This window comes from Gilliamella sp. wkB195, from assembly GCF_001690445.1.
Lineage (GTDB): Bacteria > Pseudomonadota > Gammaproteobacteria > Enterobacterales > Orbaceae > Gilliamella > Gilliamella apicola_E.
On the sequence record NZ_LZGP01000014.1, the window covers coordinates 1 to 17,091 of the forward strand.

Sequence of the window (17,091 nt, forward strand, 5' to 3'; positions counted from 1 at the left end):
TCAACTTTATAAATCTTTAAAATTATAGTTTTTAATCCAGAGAAAATTTAATTTTATTTAAATTTTGTTTATTTATTGATTTCTATGTAGAGATTTAAATGCTAAAAACCCCGCTCCTCAACTTTTTTTATTATCATTTTTCGCTCTTCTTGATCAAAAAACGTCCACGCAACAAAACGGCTAATTTTTTGCCCTTGAGCCATAGAGACAATTTTATATTCAGTTGCCACTTTTAGTTGTTTTTTTATTTTGCTTAGCGTCTCTTTTTTCGATACCAATGAGGTAAACCACAGGCATTGCGTTTTGTATTTGATACTCTCTTTTATCATTCTAGTGATAAATGCACTTTCTCCCCCTTTGCACCAGAGTTCAGCGTGTTGTCCACCAAAGTTGAGGATGAGATTATCTTTCGTTGAATTTACTTTTCCCAACTTTTTAAGTTTAGTGTAAGCACTTGCATGTGCTTCTTGTTCGGAGGCGTGAAAAGGTGGATTGCATAGGGTGGCTAGGTAAAATTCTTTAGGTTGAATGATATTTTCAAAAATAGCTTCGTTGTCAGGTTGTAAGCGACATTGTAATGTGTTTTTTAATAGATCATTAGATTGTGCTATCAATGAAGCAACTTTTATTGATGTTGGATTGATATCACTACCCACAAATGACCAGCCATACTCTGCACAACCAATAATTGGATAAATAATATTCGCCCCAACCCCAATATCTAAAATACGGACCTGTTTACCTGTAGGAATTTGATTATCTTGCGCTAACAGATCGGCAAGATAGTGTATATAATCTGCTCGCCCCGGAATTGGCGGACATAGATAGTTGTCAGGAATGTCCCAATACGAAAGTTGATAATAGTGCAATAATAGCGCTTTATTTAGCATTTTGACCGCAGTAGGATCAGCAAAATCAATCGTTAACCGTCCATATTGATTAGGCTTTACAAAATTAGATAGCTCGTTCAATGTTTTGATAAGTAAATCAAATGGATAACCATTAATGTGTTTATTGCGGTGGTGTAAAGCTGTTTTTTTGATTGATTGCATGGATGATCCAACATAGAGAATTAATCACTATTATAACGTTTTTGAGCAAATTTGTGAAAAGCGAAAGATTTTATGCTTCAAAAACCCCGCTCCTCAACTTTTTTATAATCGTTAAGTTATACGATTGTGGATGATTCGAAAATTAATTTTGAATTTGTTATAATCATCCACTTTAAATCCAACCGATAATACAATGAAAAATATAAAAAAGTTTTTGATATTCCCTTTTTTGAGTTTAATGCTTATGTCTTTTGATTCCTATGCGAGTGAGTTTAATGGACAGGCGTTATCATTACTTTGGGTGATCCCTTTCGTTGGAATTTTGTTATCGATTGCTTTATGTCCACTATTTTTAGCCCGATTATGGCATTATCACTACGGTAAAGTTGTTGCCGTTTGGACGTTATTATTTTTGGGGTTTGCACTGGTTTCATTTGGTTTAACGACCACAATTGAGCTAACAGTACATGCCATTGTTCAGGAGTATATTCCTTTTATATTATTACTTTTGGCTTTGTTTACGGTTTCCGGTGGCATTCTGGTTAAGAGTGATAAAATCAGCACACCAAAATCCAACGTTATTTTACTGATGATTGGCGTTGTGCTTGCTTCAATTATGGGAACAACTGGCGCTGCGATGTTGATGATTCGTCCACTACTTCGAGCTAATCGTCAACGACAGTATGCTGTACACACGGTAATATTTTTTATCTTTTTAGTTGCCAATATTGGCGGTGGATTAACGCCTTTAGGCGATCCACCATTATTTATTGGTTTTTTAAAAGGTGTCGATTTTTTCTGGACAGTTAAGCATATGCTGTTGCCTGTTGTGTTTACATCAGGGTTATTGCTAATTATTTATTATTTTATCGATCATTACTATTACGTTAAGCAGTATGGTGTGAATAGCAATCCAATTAGTGCTAAGCCTGTTAAGTTATATGGTCTAAATAATCTTGTATTATTATTGGCTATTATTGCTAGCGTGATTTTGTCTGGTGTGTGGCATTCATCAATAAGTTTTACTATTTTAGTTTCACAAATCGCATTACAAAATTTAGTTCGTGATGGCCTTTTTATTGCTATTACGATAATTTCAATAATGATTACCCCAAAACAAGTTCGAGCAGGCAACGAATTTAATTGGGAGCCGATAAAAGAGGTTGCTAAGTTATTTATTGGGATTTTTATTACTATTGTGCCTGTGCTAGCGATTTTACGTGCGGGTAATGATGGTGCGTTGGCTTCGGTCATTTCATTGGTGACTAATGACCAAGGTGCACCAATAAATAGTATGTATTTTTGGTTATCAGGATTGCTATCCGGATTTTTAGATAATGCACCAACTTATCTGGTCTTTTTCAATCTTGCTTCGGGTAATGCTAGTAGCTTAATGACGACATTTGAAAGCACTTTACTGGCTATTTCAATGGGCTCGGTATTTATGGGCGCTTTAAGTTATATTGGTAATGCCCCTAACTTTATGGTTAAAAGCATTGCGGATCAAAATAAAATCAATATGCCTAGCTTTTTTGGTTATATGAAGTGGTCAATCGGGATTTTGATTCCGGTTTTTATTATTGATAATTTGGTGTTTTTTGTGTTTTTTTAAGAAATGACTCTTTTTAGAATTCCCCAAGTAAAGTGCGTATTATTTTTACTTGGGGTGAATGTTAATTAGTCTTATTTAAAAGAAATATTTAAAACGGACCCTTGCGCCATAACGATTATCGTTACCTCCTCCTTGTTTTTCATCGCGCTCTAATCTAGATAAGTAAGTCCCTAAATAGATATTGAAGTTATCCATATCCATCACATTTGAAATTAAGTATGAGGCATTGACAGTATGTAATTTATATTTGCCTTTAGCATAAATTTCACCATCACCTCGATAATTTGTATTAAATGCTTTTATATCATTGGCAGCATAGATGTAACCAAGACCAATACCTTTCCAAATACCATTGATACCCGCGGTAAAATCTTTTTCTTGTTCGGCATCTAAATAGGAGATGCTGCTATTGAGCAGTAATCCCTCAGATGATTTATCAAAATCACCTGCACTATTCCAACTCATCGTTAAGCCATACCCATTACGTTTTGACTGATCATGCCATTTGCCGTTTATATCATGGTAACCATAAGCGTTATTAACAACATTACGCTCCATTGCTAGAGCTGCTGATATATCATTATTTCGGTAAGATATGATGGGACGTAAGTAAACGACGTTTTTATCTTTTTGCAATTTATATCCATGATAACGGCTATGGTCAAATAAGGAGGTACCATCTTTTACCATTGCATTAACTTGCAAGTTCAAATCCCCCAACTCTTTGGTTAATTCGATTGCACCGCCGTTACTGCTACGCCCTCTACCCTCTTTCATCATATAGATGTAACCAAAACCATCACTATATAAATCGTTGGCAGTATTGCCAGAATATTCTATGAAGGTATCTTGCCCAAGTGGGAACATGTCATAAGCTTCATAGCGACCAATTCGTAGGCGCCAATCATCTTTTTTACCAAAATAGAAACTAGCATCATCTAGGTTAACTTTACCTCCCATGTCAGCAAGCGGTTGCACCGAGAATCCTGCATAGTTCTGATTCGCTAATTCTCTTTTCCCATCCAAGCCGAATAAAATACGGCCATTTATATCCCACTGATCTGTGTCATTAGCATCAAAGTCTTTGTTTGCCGATGTTCTAAGTGAGGTTAACTGCTTTTTTTTGCTTGCAGCATCAATATTAAATTCGACATCGCCATAAAGTTTAAGTGTTCCTTGTTCGGTCTGCCATTCAATGGATGCTAATGCGGATAAAGAATAGAAACAGCAGACTCCAGCTATTATTTTTAATTTCATCGTTATTTCCTTTTAATGTAAATTGATTAAACTTTTTGTTCATCATTAAGATTTTGGTTTCTGGCATCTAATTCAGCTCGAATTGAAGTATAACTGTCATCAAGTTTGTAGAACTTAGCAATCCAAATCATCGAGGCAATAATTAAAATGGCAGGTAAATATAAGTAACAGAGTTTGATTGCAAAAAGCGCACTTGGTACTTGAACTGCATTGGCAACATATCCACCAGATGAGAGTAAAAAACCGGTAATAGCACCAGCACCTGCCATCGCCACTTTGCCAAAGAATCCATTGATTGATGTCAAAATTCCGGCAGTATTAATACCGGTTTTCCATACACCATAATCAACCGGGTCAGCCTGCATTGAAAAATAAATAGCAAGGCGTTGCCCAGCACCGAGTGATAAGATAACCGCGCCGATGATAAGACCAAGATGATTCACGCCCGATAACATCATTATTCCCATACCAATTAAGTTGATAGCGCTTGAAAATAGATAGACATGTCGTTTTTTCATCTGATTGGCTAAGAATGGTACGGTAAGTGTGCCAATTAAGGGGACGAAAGTTGATATTCCCGCAATTATTGCGGTAAGGTTTTCGCTTTGTACGTAATAGTTGAAGAAATAGACTAAGGAGCCAGTTTGTAAAAAGAATGCGCCCCACATAAGAAAGATGTTAGTTGCAAAGATTTTCCATGGGTTGTTGTCTTTTAAACCTTTCCATGCTCTAGTTAAGGTCATTCGCTCTTGTTGTATAGTGATTTTTTCCTCAACATTTTTAAAACTGACTATCAGAAAGAAAGTCGCAATAATCCCAAAAACAATAGCGGTATATAAAAAGCCATGTGTTTGATCACCATTTCCCAATGTCGCAACTAGCGGTAATGTTGCAACTGCAACAATCGTTGAACCTAAGGAACCTAATAAAATTCTTACTGAAGATAAGGTTGTTCTTTCTAATGAATCTGCAGTTAAAAATGGCAACATTGCACTAAATGGTATATTGACCAAGGTATAGATAAAAGAGAGGCAAAGATAGGTGATAAAGGCATAGATTAGTTTACCTGTCGTACCAAAATCAGGCACATAGAAAACTAAAATACACAATATGCCAAACGGTATTGCGCCGATTAATAGCCATGGACGACAACGTCCCCAACGTGTGGATGTATTATCGATAACTAAGCCCATTAAGACATCAGCAACACCATCAACCAGCCGGGTAACTAAAAACATTAGACCGACATAATAAGCGGGTAGTGCCATTACGTCCGTATAAAAATACATAAGATATAATGAGATTAATTGCCATACTAAATTACAAGATAAGTCAGCAATCCCATAACCTATGCGTTGCCGCCAAAGAGAAAATAATGAATTGACCATTTTTTTATTCCTTATAAATTTTTAGTTAAAGTTTATTTTGTCGAATAAACCAAGCCGGTGTGCAACTCCAAGCATGACAGTAGCTATTGATGATTTTGCTACCATACGGTGAATAATTAAGGTCGTTTGGATCAAACAATTCCCAAAATGTGTCTGCCCCAAATTCGACCATTTTTCCCCAATATGCTTTAATCTCAATAATGGCTTGTTGTTTCATGCCTGTTTTGAACAAGGCTAAGATGTAGTGATGTCGTAAGTAAGGCGTGTTCATGCCGATTTCTGGTGGAGTTGTTATTAATTGAGTTAATAATTTTTGTTGATGAGCTAAATCGCCTACATCAGCTAAAACCATCCAAATTTGTGTGGCGTAACTAATTTGTTTTTGTTCGCCGCTGGTGTAAAAACCGGCTTGCTCGTCCCATAATGTTTGTGCTGCTCTTTTAACCAAATCTAATTTTTGATTAAGCGCCTGAGTTATATCAGGTTGAAAATGTTGGGAAAGTCGACTTGCTTTGTCTAAACAGTAAATTAAAACACCTTGAGAAGCGCCTTGTTTATTGAGTTTTTCGTGCCAATCAATAAATGACCACCAATCATCACTATCTTGAACTAAACCTTGCGCGTCACAACGTTTTAGATTTATTTCAATTTGCTGTAATGCGATCGGCCATAGCTCTTTAACCGTTTGTCGATCATTAGTTTGATTAAAGTAGTCATAAAGGACATCAACAAAAAGAAGTGAGTAATCAAATAAGAACGTATCGTCAGCAATAATGTCAGGTTTAACAAAGACATTAGAGGAAACCAGACCATCTTCCCGACGATGGCTAGCAAAGAGGTATAAGCATCTGCGGACTAAATCGTGCTGTTGAAAAGTGACGTTGTTCACTAGGGCTTGTAAGCGTAAATCGCCTAACCACAGTCTTCTATCTCTTTTCGGACCATCCTCGAATACGTCTTGCATACAATTTCGAAGCGTGTGAATGGAGACTTGATCTATCTTCGTTAATAGCGGATCTGATGATTGATAGCTAAGACAGTGTTCTGGTGCTGAACTGACTGTGTTAAAAGTTATATCTTTAAATAAAATTTGGTATTTAGGCGATAGTGAGACAACATCTATTTTTAAGTATCTAAAGCAGTAGCGTCGAGATAAGTTGATTTTAGAGGGTAAAATATCAATGTATTCATCATGCTGTTGTAACCAGCTTTTGCTAAGCCAACCTTGATATTGACTGAATGGTTCAGCAATTTCACACAGTGTTTCACCAAATGTTAATTTTATATGCGCAGGAGCATCAGGAGGGCTACCAGTGGATTCGCACAAGAAAGAGAGGTAACCAACATTGTGTTGACCAAAATCAATTATAAAACTATCACCTGAATGAAAACTCTGATTGAGATAATCATTTGCATCACTCACTATTTTTGATGACCAATGATGAATAGCACTTGGATCATTGATGAGCGAAATAATCTTTTGGGGTGAGATCTTTTTTTGATAAATCTTTGGTTGTAATTGCTTTGCTTTCAGAATAAATGCATTATCTTTTACCATAACTGCATCAACATTTTTTTGAATTGCTTGTGCCATATTCTTCTCCTATAGAAAACATTTAGGAGTATAGCTATGCAAAACAAAAGCTAGCCACTAAGATACTGCCAGATTGCATTTATAAATGGCAATATTAAAAAGCTTATACCGAGCAAGTTCACATTTTTAAGAATATTATTTTTTATCTCATGTTTAATTACTTTATTGTATTTATATGACGGATAAAAAATGTCTTTTATTTAGCGGGATACCTTGATAATAAGTTACCGTTGTAAGGATATAATCAATATGTATACTTTAAAAATTGACACTTATTTTAATCATAAATCAGATAAATTAGCGCTTTATAAGAGTGACCCTGAGGACAACAGTTGCGAGCATAATCATGAGTTCGACGAGTTAGTGATTGTTGAGCACGGTCATGGTTTACATGTTATTAATGGTAAGCCGTTATTTATTCAACAAGGTGATGTTTTTTTAGTTAGGGGGCATGATTACCATTTTTATGATGATCTCGGAACGCTAAAGCTAACTAATATCCTGATTAATCCAAATCAGAATTTTACTTTTTTGAAGAATATGGAGGAGCTATTAAGGCCTATCTCCGCAAGTGATTTAAGTTCTTATATTTGGTTAGCGCCTAATATTCGTAAAGAGTGTAATTCTGTTATTGATCAGTTATTTAATTTAAATAATTCAATTGAGCATCGTGAGTATCTATTTTTTAAATTGCTTGTTATCATTAAGCAATATCAACGTCAGTCACAACAAAATAATACCCGCTATAAACTCCATCTTTTACTTAACCATCTTCAAGAAAATTGCTTTGATGAATATGATTGGAACAATATAGCTCAAACGTTTCATTTAACAACGCGTACGATGTTTAGGCATATTAAACAAGCAACCGGCCTAACTCCTGAAAATTACATCAGACGATTACGGTTAATGTCAGCAAGATTAAAGATTAGAGAAAGTGATATGACTATTACCGAAATATCACTACTTTGTGGTTTTGTTAATAGTACTCATTTTACTACACTGTATAAAAAAACGTTTGGTATCACGCCATCTGAAGAGCGAAAATTTAACTAGATTTTAATATGGTTGGGTTTTAAATAACGATTAAGGATTTAAGTACTTGTGACAGTTTACACTGTCACAAGCATTAACTTAATTATTCAACGGATATTTTAGCCATGGGCTTTCTTCCGAAGTGGTGCTTTCGGTGTAGATATCAAATAGACCAGAAAGCGAAGCATCATCAGGCTGGTACACAGCACGACCTAGCATATAACTTTGACCAAATTCTTTCCAATTGGCAAAATTTTCTTTAACCGTTGGTAAAACTGAGTTAATCGATTGCCATGCTTGATCTTTGCTAATATAGCCCGCTATATAGCTTGCTCTGGCAATATAAACTAGGCGTCCTAAATCCCATGCAATTGAACCTCGTAGTAAAATTTGACGCAATTCGTCTTGGTCTTCAGCGACTTTGTTTTCAATCAGCATTGAAGATACTTGATCTAATCTTGAGCAATAGATTGTAATAATATCACGGTAATCTTCTGGAACTTGGTCATCAATACAACTTTGCCACTGCTCTTTAGGTACGTTTAGATAAATTTCAATCGCTACATCAATGAGTTTGTGAGTTGATCCAAAAGAGGATAAACATTCAGTAGCACTTTGTGGAGAAGTTACATCCCAAGCTGTACTTAAGCGATATCGCTGTTCTTTTTTACCAGAGTTTCTGGCATCACTTTCTAAGCTATCCCAACAAAACATATGCTGCTCAGCAATAATAAGTCCAGCTGATAATGCATTTTGCAGGTCAACTGTCAGTTGTTCAGTTTTTTGAGAATTTTGGGGAAAAGATTTGTGTTTTAAAGTTTTAATGAGAATCGTAATCACTCTATTGTATCGTACAAGTAGTGACGCTAAAAGAATCAAAATTACAATTAATATTTCCATATGAACATCTTCTTTTTGACATAAATCAATTTAAATAAGCTGTGAGATAATAATACATAACACCTGCTAACAAGATAAATTTTTAGAAAAGTTTTGTAAAAAATTAAGCTGTTTCGTTGTTATATTGATAATTTTTTGAATGAAGTGGTTTTAAAAATGTGAAGCTTCGCACATTTTTAATAAAAATTCCTGTATAGCTATAATTTATTGCCAAAATATTATATTAGCTGTCCAAATTTTAAAGGTGAGATTTCGATTTACTTTTTAGAATGTGGTTGTAGGTTTTTATAAGGAGTGAGGTTCAAAATGATTGAGATGTTACTTGATAAAGATTTTTTTTCGTCTAGCGATCAAAATATCACCGTTGAGCCTCGGGCGCCTCAACCCGTCTACCCTGAACACACGCATAATTTTAATGAAATCGTTATTGTGACAAGTGGGTATGGAAAACATATTTTAAATGGGCGACTATTTGATTTATATCCAGGTATGATGTTTTATATTAAGGCTTCGGACTGCCATTTGTATGAGAACGTTAATAATCTACATTTGACCAATATTTTATTTAGAGATCCTGAGAATTTTCATTTTATTAATGGGATAAATCAGTTAATTCCAAATCCTGATCCGATTCATTCTCATTACTTTTTTGATAAAAAATCTGATGAAAATATTCAATCGATTATTAATCAATTGACGCAAAATCAATCAAGTGCTGTACAGGAAAGTTTATTTTTACAATTACTACTTATTTTTAATAAGAATTTTTATGTCAATGAAGGTTCTGGATCATCTGATAATCGCGTTAAGCAGTTGTTGCGTTGGTTACAGATCAATTTTAAGGAGCAAATTGATTGGGAACAGTTAACGGCACAATTTTCATTGTCATTGCGCTCTTTTCATAGGAAGATGAAAAATGAGATTGGCATCACGCCTCAAAAATATTTAATAAAGTTGCGGTTAGCTAATGCTTATACTCAGTTAATTTATAGCAATAAATCTATTACAACCATTGCGCAAGAATGTGGTTTTAATGATAGTGCTTATTTTTCTACCTGTTTTAAACAAGAATTTACGTTTTCGCCACAAGCATTACGTAATAACCCAGATAAAGGGTATCATTAGTTGTTTTACTAGTAAGTCAGGAACAGTTTATGGAAAGATGTTTGCGTTTATATAAACAAGATTATTTTATTTCAAAGATGAATACTGTTACTGTCGAAAAACGTGATCATCAACACCCTTTTCCTTTACATGATCACGATTTTTATGAAATTGTGATTGTTTGTTCAGGTAATGGTTTGCATTATTGGAATGATTATATTTATCCAATTACCAGTGGTGATATTTTATATATTAATCCCAAAGATGTGCATGGTTATGAGTCAGTTAATGATCTAAAATTGGATAATATTTTATATTTGAGAGAGTCACTTTTTTTATTATCGACTATCGAGTCTTATTTACCTAAAGTGACAGCCAAACATAATGAGCGTTCTTGGCGAATTCAACCTTCATACCTTAAACTTTTATCTCCACTTATCGAAAAATTAGCTATCGAATCAAAGAAAAATAATTTAGCCTCCGTACATTTATCTGAGGCACTTTTTCTGCAATTAGTTATTTTGTTAGACCGGATAAAACAAGCACCAAAGGTAACGGAGCCGACTGCTACTCATCAGTTGGATTTATTGTTTACCGCGCTCCATAACAGTATTGCAACACCATTTAATGTTGATGTTTTTTGCAAGGAAAATCATATTGCAAGCCGTTCACTTAGTCGTTTATTTAAAAGCCAAACAGGGATGACCATTAGTGGTTATTTACAAAAAAGGCGATTATGTGATGCCATGTCTTTACTTCGTAATACTAATTATTCGATTAGTATGATTGCTGCTGAGTGTGGTTACGATGATAGTAACTATTTTTCCTCAGTGTTTAAAAAGCAAACTAATCAAACGCCTTCAGAGTACCGGGCTAAATTTAATGATAAGAAGTGCTAGGTGAAGGTAGATTAAATATATATTCAATTTACTCTCTTTTAGGCTTTAAAAGAGAGTAATGTTTTATTCTAAATAAAAGACTTCTGCTAATGATTCACTAATTGGGCTGTTGTCTGGGTTGCTTGGCATGATATCTTTCATAAACGCCCACCATTTTTGACAAGCTGCTGTTTTAGCTACTGCATCCCATCGCTCTTCTGATTCGATTTCAACATAAGCAAAAAGTAGATTTCTTTTGCTGTCTAAAAATATTGAGTAATTGTGAGCGCCATGGGCTTTTAGTTCTTTTACCAGCTCGGGAAAGATTTCATCATGCCGTTTTTTATATTCAGCATGTTTGTCAGGATGGACCTGCATTATGCTTGCTTTTCTTATCATAATAGCTCCTTTTTAATGAATTAGGTTAAATTTGCATTTAACCTATTTCATTATCACGTGTACATTCAATTTTTATTGGTAAATAGAATGATATAGTTGCTCAATTTCTTTTACGTTAGTGTCACGCGGATTGCCTCCGGTACAAACATCATCAAAAGCAGCTTGAGCTAACGCAGGGATATCCTCAAGTTTTACGCCAATATCTTTTAATGTAGGAGGGATACCAACATCTACGTTAAGTTGTTTAACAGCATCGACAGCAGCTTTTCTTGCTTGTTCGATCGTCATTTGTTCTGTTTTAGCCACTCCCATCGCTTTAGCAATATCACGATATTTTTCACCAGTAAATTCAGCATTGTAAGCCATGATATGAGGTAAAAGTACCGCATTAGCTACACCGTGAGGAGTTCCATAAAATGCTCCAAGTGGGTGAGCCATTCCGTGAACTAAACCTAATCCCACATTTGAAAAGCCCATGCCAGCAATATATTGGCCTAATGCCATGTCTTGAGAACCTTTTGCAATCCCTTTTACTGAGTCACGTAATGAACGAGATATGACTTCTATTGCTTTAAGATGGAACATGTCTGATAGTTCCCAAGCGCCTTTGGTTATATAACCTTCAATGGCGTGAGTTAAGGCATCAACACCTGTTGCTGCTTTTAAACTCGCTGGCATACTTGTCATCATATCGGAATCTATGATTGCGACAACGGGAATATCGTGAGGGTCAACGCAGACAAATTTACGTTTTTTCTCTTCATCGGTAATGACGTAGTTAATGGTCACTTCAGCTGCTGTACCTGCTGTTGTAGGAATAGCGATTGTGGGTACTGCTGGTTTTTTCGTTGGCGCTACCCCTTCAAGACTACGAACATCTGAAAATTCTGGATTGTTGATAATAATACCGATCGCTTTTGCAGTATCTTGTGGTGAGCCACCACCAATTGCAATTAGGTAGTCTGCACCCGATTGTTTGAAGACTTCAACCCCTTTTTGAACAATACCAATAGTTGGATTTGGCATGACTTCATCAAATATTTGATAAGCAAAGCCATTGTCATCTAATAGTTTTGTTACTTTAGTTGCTACTTTGAATTTAATTAAATCTTTGTCAGTAACCACTAATGCTTTTTTAAAACCCCGTTTTTTTACTTCATCTACGATGTGGCTGATTGAACCAGCGCCAAAGTAAGATGTTTCATTTAGAATCATTCTATAAGCCATAATGTTTTCCTTTTAATTCGTCATGCCTAAACCAACAATGTTCGCTGCAACAATGATAACTAAGCAGCCAATACAAAGTATTCGTACTGGTTTTTTGCCAGTACCAAACCACTCTTTTAGTGCTAATCCAACAATACCACCACAAAGTACATAGAAACTCATATGTAACATCCAACTCATGAAACCATATTCAGTTGGAATATTTGCATGACCCCAAGCATAGAAGAAGAATTGGAAATACCACATTGCGCCACCTAAAATGGCAAATAGTATGTTGCTAATAAGTAGGGATTTGGCAACTGAGATATCTTTTTTAAATGAAAGTTCTTTTTTAGCGCAGAGTCGACTAATACAGAAACCTAGATTAATAATTGCACCACCACCCATAATAATGACATAGCTTGGGAGAGCTACGTATAGATGGTCTACGCCAAGTTCGGCAGCTTTTTCGTGCATTGGTACTGCTGCACTCATGGCAAATGACATACCAGCAGAGAAGATACCACACATGATGGCAAGAAGAAGTCCTTTCTTTAAATTAAAATCTTCAACTTGTACTCCGAGTGTTTTTTCTTTCAATAAACCCGCATAAGTTACGATAGCGACACCAATAACCGCAACAACGACACCTAATAATGTCATTTTTCCGCCAGTTGAAGCCAATAATTCACCAAATTTACCTTGTAGTATTGGCGTCATTAGCGTACCAACGATTAAGGTTATGCCAATCGCAATACCTATACCCATCGACATGCCTAAATAACGCATTGTTAATCCGTAACCAATGTTACCTACTCCCCACATGGCGCCAAATAAGAAAACTGGAATTAATATATCTGAACTAAACGATCCGTAATAAGACCAAAAGTCAGGCAATAAGAAGTAACTAATTGACCATGGCAATATGATCCATGAAAATAGTCCGGCTATTGACCACATGGTTTCCCATGACCAATTTTTTACTTTTTTAAGTGGTGCGTAAAAACACGCAGCAGAAGCGGCACCAACAAAGTGCCAAAATATGCCTAAAATAATTGAACTACCCATATATTTATCCTTATATTTTTGAAATATAATTTGATATTTTTATTAGTAGCTTTTACTGTTTTAATGCTTCTTCCATTGGGTTCACATCAAAACGCTCAGCTAATAATCTGAACTCTTCCGTGGATATGGTTTGACGTTTTCCTCCCATTGATAGGACTTTTACAAGAACTTCTGCTGATTTTTCAGCTGTATCAATCAAGCCGAAAGCTTCATCTAACGTTGGTCCTGTTCCAAATACACCATGGAAAGCCCATAACACTAAACTATGTTTTGCCATCTGTTTTGCAGTGGCATAACCAATTTCGTCTTTTCCTGGAACCATCCAAGGAACGACACCAACACCATCTGGAAATACAACTAAACATTCGGTACTCATTTCCCACAACAATCGCGTTATTACCGCAGTATCAAGTTCTAGGACATAAGTTAATGCAATTAAATTGGTCGCATGACAGTGCATGATCACGCGGTCTTTTCCTTGGCTTTGTTCGATTCTTACAATATGTGATTGCAGATGAGCAGCGAGTTCAGAAGTCGGTAATCCACCATTTATTAATCCCCACATGATGTAATAACCCTTGCCTTGTTCATCAATTTTGACAATGGCTAACGTATCAGCAGGATCTAAAATGACATTGCGGAAAAACTTACCTGATCCTGTGACAATAAAGTACTGGTTAGCAAGTTTAGTCACATCTTGTGTTAACGATACGTGACGGGGATTTTTATAAAAGTCACTTTGAAAAGAGACCACATCACTTTCAAGTAATCTTAAGCTAACATTACCACCATTACGCTCATCCCATCCTTTTAACCACATATCGTAAGTGGCTTTGATCATCCCTTTTACAAACCAAGAAGAAAGAATCTGTTGCATTTTGTTTTCCTTATGATCGTTTAGTTAAAACTGTTGTTTCATATTGACGAACTTCATCTAACCATCGGCTACCAACTGGTACGTCATTCAATAAACAGTAGTGATCCCAAACTGCTTGCCAAGGTAATGATTTTTGTTCTTCGAGTAATGCTAGTCGTGAAGTAAAGTCACGATCGTGTTCATATTTTTTTAATTGCTCGGTCGGTTCTAATAGTGCTTTTAACAAGCATTTTTTCATGTTGCGAGTGCCAATTACCCAAGCGGCAATACGGTTTATAGAGGCATCAAAGAAATCTAAACCAATATGTACTCGGTCAAATAGTTTGTTTCGAATGATTTCGCTCGCGATATTTTGAGTTTCATCATCAAAGAGCACTACGTGATCACTATCCCAACGCACTGGACGGCTAACATGTAGTAAGAGATGTTCAACAAAAGGCATTACGGCAGAAATTTTGTCTGAAATGACTTCAGTTGGATGGAAATGTCCAGCATCTAAACATAGTGCAGTTTTACGTGATGTAGCATAAGCGAGATAGAATTCATTTGAGCCAGCAGTATAAGATTCAAGACCAATACCAAATAATTTACTTTCGACTGCATCAATGTGATATTTTTGATCAATCTTTTCTCGAATAATTTCATCCAATGATTCAACTAAGTGTTGTCTTGGTGCAAATTTATCGACAGTAATGTCTTTCATTCCATCTGGTAACCAGATATTCATGACTGATGGTGTACCTAATTCTTTACCAAAATATTCTGATACTTTACGACAAGCTTTTCCGTGATCTATCCAGAATTGACGAATTTCTGGATTAACATGAGTAAGAGTGCCTTCGTTACTTAAAGGGTGTGAAAAATATGTTGGATTGAAATCTAGACCAATCTGGTGCTTTTTAGCCCATTTGACCCAATTGGCAAAGTGTTCTGGTTTGACTTCATTACGATCGACTTTTTTATCTGATTCTAAATAAGAAGCATGAAGATTTAATCGTTTTGGTCCTGGTATAAGGCTAAAGGCTTTATCTAAATCTGATCTTAATTCATCTGCATTACGAGCTTTACCCGGATAATTACCTGTCGCTTGAATACCACCAGTTAATTCACCTTCTTGCTTTTCAAAACCAGCAACATCATCGCCTTGCCAACAATGTACAGAAATCGGTAATTTTGCCATTGCTACTATAGCAGCATCTGTATCCACACCGATTTCAGCAAATCTTGCTTTAGCGATCTGATAGGCATTTTCAATTGCGCTCATGAAATACTCCTTAATAAATATAAAATTTTTCTATAATTGGTTAATTACTTTTGGGTTGATAATATTTAGTGTCAAAATTCTGTGAAATGAGTTGTCTTAATGCGTTAACATCAGCAATTTCACCTAATGAAATTAACTGGTAACCCACATTGCCTAAGGCTGATGATTCAATAGGACCTGCGGTAACATTGACATTGCATAAGTCAGCACATAACTGGTTTAAAAAAGCATTTTGGCAACCACCACCGACAATATGTAATGTGTTAATTGGTTTACCACTTAGCATCGATAATTCGTTTAATACATCTCGATATAGATGTGCTAGGCTGTCAAAAATACATCTCACCAATTGAGGGAGATTTTTAGGCGCCTGACCAATGTTTTCTAAACATACCTGTTTGATGGTTTCTGTCATATCATCAGGATTTAGAAACCTTGGATCATTAGGATTAATGAGAAAAGCAAAGGGTTGCTCTTGTTTTGCCAATGTAATTAATTGATTGATATCTTTGACTTCGTGTTCAGAACAAACGCGTTGGAATAACCATAATCCCATGATGTTTTTTAACACTCGATAATTACCATCAACACCACCTTCATTGGTAATATTTGCTTTTAATGCTTCTTTTCCTGTGAAAGGTTGTTTAGATTCCAATCCCATAAGTGACCAAGTACCTGAACATAAATAAGCACTATGTTGGTCCATTAATGGCGCAGCAATAACAGCACTGGCAGTATCATGGCTTGCAATTGCAATTACTGGAATACGATCGCCCTTGGCACTTTGCCAATATCCAACTTGGTTTCCGGGCATACAAATATCACCAAACCATTTACGTGGTATGCCTAGATAATCAAGTAGATCTTTGTCCCAAGTTTGAGTTGCAACATTAACAAGTTGGGTTGTGGTAGCATTGGTATATTCACGATTTAAAACACCGGTCAATCGATAAATTAGGTAATCAGGAATCATCACAAAATCAGATACTTGTGACAGCCAAGATGGTGATTCAAGCATCATAGCTTTGAGTTGATAGAGTGTATTGAAGGTTAAGAATTGAATTCCGGTTTTTTGATAAATATTTTCTGTTCCAATTTCATCTTGTACCTTTGACATGATATTGTCAGTACGATGATCACGATAAGAGTATGTCGGTCCGACGATTTGGCCTTGCTTGTCAAGTAATACATAATCAACGCCCCATGTATCTATACCAATACTATCGAGTTTGATTCCTTGTTGAATAATTTTGTTTAATCCATTTAAGATTTCTTGTTCTAAATAGTTCAAATCCCAACAAAAATTTTTACCATTACTTTTATATCCATTACTGAATCGGTGGATTTCTGTTAATGTGATTTTTTGAGATTGATAACTCGACAACATAACTCGGCCACTAGATGCACCTAAATCAATTGCAGCAATATATCTATCTGCCATTATAACTACCCTCAAT

15 protein-coding genes are annotated in these 17,091 nt (G+C 35.6%); 4 read left to right on the forward strand and 11 right to left on the reverse strand.

Annotation, left to right across the window (positions count from 1 at the left end):
* Positions 1 to 101 precede the first annotated feature (101 nt).
* Positions 102 to 1,052 carry a 23S rRNA (adenine(1618)-N(6))-methyltransferase RlmF gene (rlmF, locus tag A9G08_RS04455; RefSeq protein WP_065562539.1) on the reverse strand — a complete coding sequence of 317 codons (951 nt, stop codon included), beginning with the start codon at positions 1,050 to 1,052 and terminating at the stop codon, positions 102 to 104.
* A 244-nt stretch (positions 1,053 to 1,296) separates the two neighbouring features.
* Here rlmF and A9G08_RS04460 point away from each other — a divergent pair, with 244 nt between their 5' ends.
* Positions 1,297 to 2,664, forward strand: coding sequence for a sodium:proton antiporter (locus tag A9G08_RS04460; protein ID WP_218058404.1), 1,368 nt, complete (start codon positions 1,297 to 1,299; stop codon positions 2,662 to 2,664).
* A 75-nt stretch (positions 2,665 to 2,739) separates the two neighbouring features.
* Here the strand turns inward: A9G08_RS04460 and A9G08_RS04465 are convergent, their stop codons facing one another.
* Genes A9G08_RS04465 through A9G08_RS04475 form a run of 3 tightly spaced genes read right to left on the reverse strand, consistent with a single transcriptional unit; the run spans position 2,740 to position 6,903 of the window.
* Complete coding sequence (locus A9G08_RS04465) at positions 2,740 to 3,921, reverse strand: carbohydrate porin (protein ID WP_065562541.1); 1,182 nt, start codon at positions 3,919 to 3,921, stop codon at positions 2,740 to 2,742.
* A 26-nt stretch (positions 3,922 to 3,947) separates the two neighbouring features.
* Positions 3,948 to 5,309: an MFS transporter gene (locus A9G08_RS04470; protein WP_065562542.1), complete on the reverse strand. Its 1,362-nt coding sequence runs from the start codon at positions 5,307 to 5,309 to the stop codon at positions 3,948 to 3,950.
* 25 nt (positions 5,310 to 5,334) lie between these two features.
* Positions 5,335 to 6,903, reverse strand: a complete 1,569-nt coding sequence (locus A9G08_RS04475; protein WP_065562543.1) for an alpha-L-rhamnosidase-related protein — start codon at positions 6,901 to 6,903, stop codon at positions 5,335 to 5,337.
* Positions 6,904 to 7,152: 249 nt separating this feature from the next.
* Between A9G08_RS04475 and A9G08_RS04480 the strand changes: the two genes are divergently transcribed.
* Positions 7,153 to 7,959, forward strand: coding sequence for a helix-turn-helix domain-containing protein (locus A9G08_RS04480; RefSeq protein ID WP_065562544.1), 807 nt, complete (start codon positions 7,153 to 7,155; stop codon positions 7,957 to 7,959).
* Positions 7,960 to 8,037: 78 nt separating this feature from the next.
* Here the strand turns inward: A9G08_RS04480 and A9G08_RS04485 are convergent, their stop codons facing one another.
* The gene (locus A9G08_RS04485) at positions 8,038 to 8,838 is read right to left on the reverse strand and encodes a DUF1266 domain-containing protein (protein ID WP_065562545.1); all 801 of its coding nucleotides are present in this window, start codon (positions 8,836 to 8,838) and stop codon (positions 8,038 to 8,040) included.
* A 306-nt stretch (positions 8,839 to 9,144) separates the two neighbouring features.
* On the opposite strand from A9G08_RS04485, the gene rhaS reads away from it, so the two are divergent.
* Positions 9,145 to 9,963, forward strand: coding sequence for an HTH-type transcriptional activator RhaS (rhaS, locus tag A9G08_RS04490; protein WP_081299486.1), 819 nt, complete (start codon positions 9,145 to 9,147; stop codon positions 9,961 to 9,963).
* Positions 9,964 to 9,992: 29 nt separating this feature from the next.
* The gene (locus A9G08_RS04495) at positions 9,993 to 10,841 is read left to right on the forward strand and encodes a helix-turn-helix domain-containing protein (protein WP_065562546.1); all 849 of its coding nucleotides are present in this window, start codon (positions 9,993 to 9,995) and stop codon (positions 10,839 to 10,841) included.
* 63 nt (positions 10,842 to 10,904) lie between these two features.
* Here A9G08_RS04495 and rhaM read toward each other — a convergent pair whose 3' ends face one another.
* The 6 genes from rhaM to rhaB form a co-directional block, all read right to left on the reverse strand.
* Positions 10,905 to 11,219, reverse strand: a complete 315-nt coding sequence (rhaM, locus tag A9G08_RS04500) for an L-rhamnose mutarotase (RefSeq protein ID WP_065562547.1) — start codon at positions 11,217 to 11,219, stop codon at positions 10,905 to 10,907.
* 72 nt (positions 11,220 to 11,291) lie between these two features.
* A complete protein-coding gene (gene fucO, locus A9G08_RS04505; RefSeq protein WP_065562548.1) occupies positions 11,292 to 12,446 on the reverse strand; it encodes a lactaldehyde reductase in 1,155 nt (384 codons plus the stop codon).
* 12 nt (positions 12,447 to 12,458) lie between these two features.
* The gene (rhaT, locus tag A9G08_RS04510; protein ID WP_065562549.1) at positions 12,459 to 13,493 is read right to left on the reverse strand and encodes an L-rhamnose/proton symporter RhaT; all 1,035 of its coding nucleotides are present in this window, start codon (positions 13,491 to 13,493) and stop codon (positions 12,459 to 12,461) included.
* A 52-nt stretch (positions 13,494 to 13,545) separates the two neighbouring features.
* On the reverse strand, positions 13,546 to 14,370 hold the full coding sequence (gene rhaD, locus A9G08_RS04515) for a rhamnulose-1-phosphate aldolase (RefSeq protein ID WP_065562550.1): 825 nt from the start codon (positions 14,368 to 14,370) through the stop codon (positions 13,546 to 13,548).
* A gap of 10 nt (positions 14,371 to 14,380) precedes the next feature.
* A complete protein-coding gene (locus A9G08_RS04520; RefSeq protein ID WP_065562551.1) occupies positions 14,381 to 15,634 on the reverse strand; it encodes an L-rhamnose isomerase in 1,254 nt (417 codons plus the stop codon).
* Between the two features lie 40 nt (positions 15,635 to 15,674).
* Positions 15,675 to 17,075 carry a rhamnulokinase gene (gene rhaB / locus A9G08_RS04525; RefSeq protein ID WP_065562552.1) on the reverse strand — a complete coding sequence of 467 codons (1,401 nt, stop codon included), beginning with the start codon at positions 17,073 to 17,075 and terminating at the stop codon, positions 15,675 to 15,677.
* Between the last annotated feature and the right edge of the window lie 16 nt (positions 17,076 to 17,091).

What these genes read in the sequence shown, in the direction of transcription:
- rhaS (WP_081299486.1), top strand. Translation starts at nt 9,145, where the DNA reads ATGATTGAGATGTTACTTGATAAAGATTTTTTTTCGTCTAGCGATCAA.
- rlmF (WP_065562539.1), bottom strand. Translation starts at nt 1,052, where the DNA reads ATGCAATCAATCAAAAAAACAGCTTTACACCACCGCAATAAACACATT.
- rhaB (WP_065562552.1), bottom strand. Translation starts at nt 17,075, where the DNA reads ATGGCAGATAGATATATTGCTGCAATTGATTTAGGTGCATCTAGTGGC.
- A9G08_RS04520 (WP_065562551.1), bottom strand. Translation starts at nt 15,634, where the DNA reads ATGAGCGCAATTGAAAATGCCTATCAGATCGCTAAAGCAAGATTTGCT.
- rhaM (WP_065562547.1), bottom strand. Translation starts at nt 11,219, where the DNA reads ATGATAAGAAAAGCAAGCATAATGCAGGTCCATCCTGACAAACATGCT.
- A9G08_RS04480 (WP_065562544.1), top strand. Translation starts at nt 7,153, where the DNA reads ATGTATACTTTAAAAATTGACACTTATTTTAATCATAAATCAGATAAA.
- rhaT (WP_065562549.1), bottom strand. Translation starts at nt 13,493, where the DNA reads ATGGGTAGTTCAATTATTTTAGGCATATTTTGGCACTTTGTTGGTGCC.
- rhaD (WP_065562550.1), bottom strand. Translation starts at nt 14,370, where the DNA reads ATGCAACAGATTCTTTCTTCTTGGTTTGTAAAAGGGATGATCAAAGCC.
- A9G08_RS04465 (WP_065562541.1), bottom strand. Translation starts at nt 3,921, where the DNA reads ATGAAATTAAAAATAATAGCTGGAGTCTGCTGTTTCTATTCTTTATCC.
- A9G08_RS04495 (WP_065562546.1), top strand. Translation starts at nt 9,993, where the DNA reads ATGGAAAGATGTTTGCGTTTATATAAACAAGATTATTTTATTTCAAAG.
- A9G08_RS04475 (WP_065562543.1), bottom strand. Translation starts at nt 6,903, where the DNA reads ATGGCACAAGCAATTCAAAAAAATGTTGATGCAGTTATGGTAAAAGAT.
- fucO (WP_065562548.1), bottom strand. Translation starts at nt 12,446, where the DNA reads ATGGCTTATAGAATGATTCTAAATGAAACATCTTACTTTGGCGCTGGT.
- A9G08_RS04460 (WP_218058404.1), top strand. Translation starts at nt 1,297, where the DNA reads ATGTCTTTTGATTCCTATGCGAGTGAGTTTAATGGACAGGCGTTATCA.
- A9G08_RS04485 (WP_065562545.1), bottom strand. Translation starts at nt 8,838, where the DNA reads ATGGAAATATTAATTGTAATTTTGATTCTTTTAGCGTCACTACTTGTA.
- A9G08_RS04470 (WP_065562542.1), bottom strand. Translation starts at nt 5,309, where the DNA reads ATGGTCAATTCATTATTTTCTCTTTGGCGGCAACGCATAGGTTATGGG.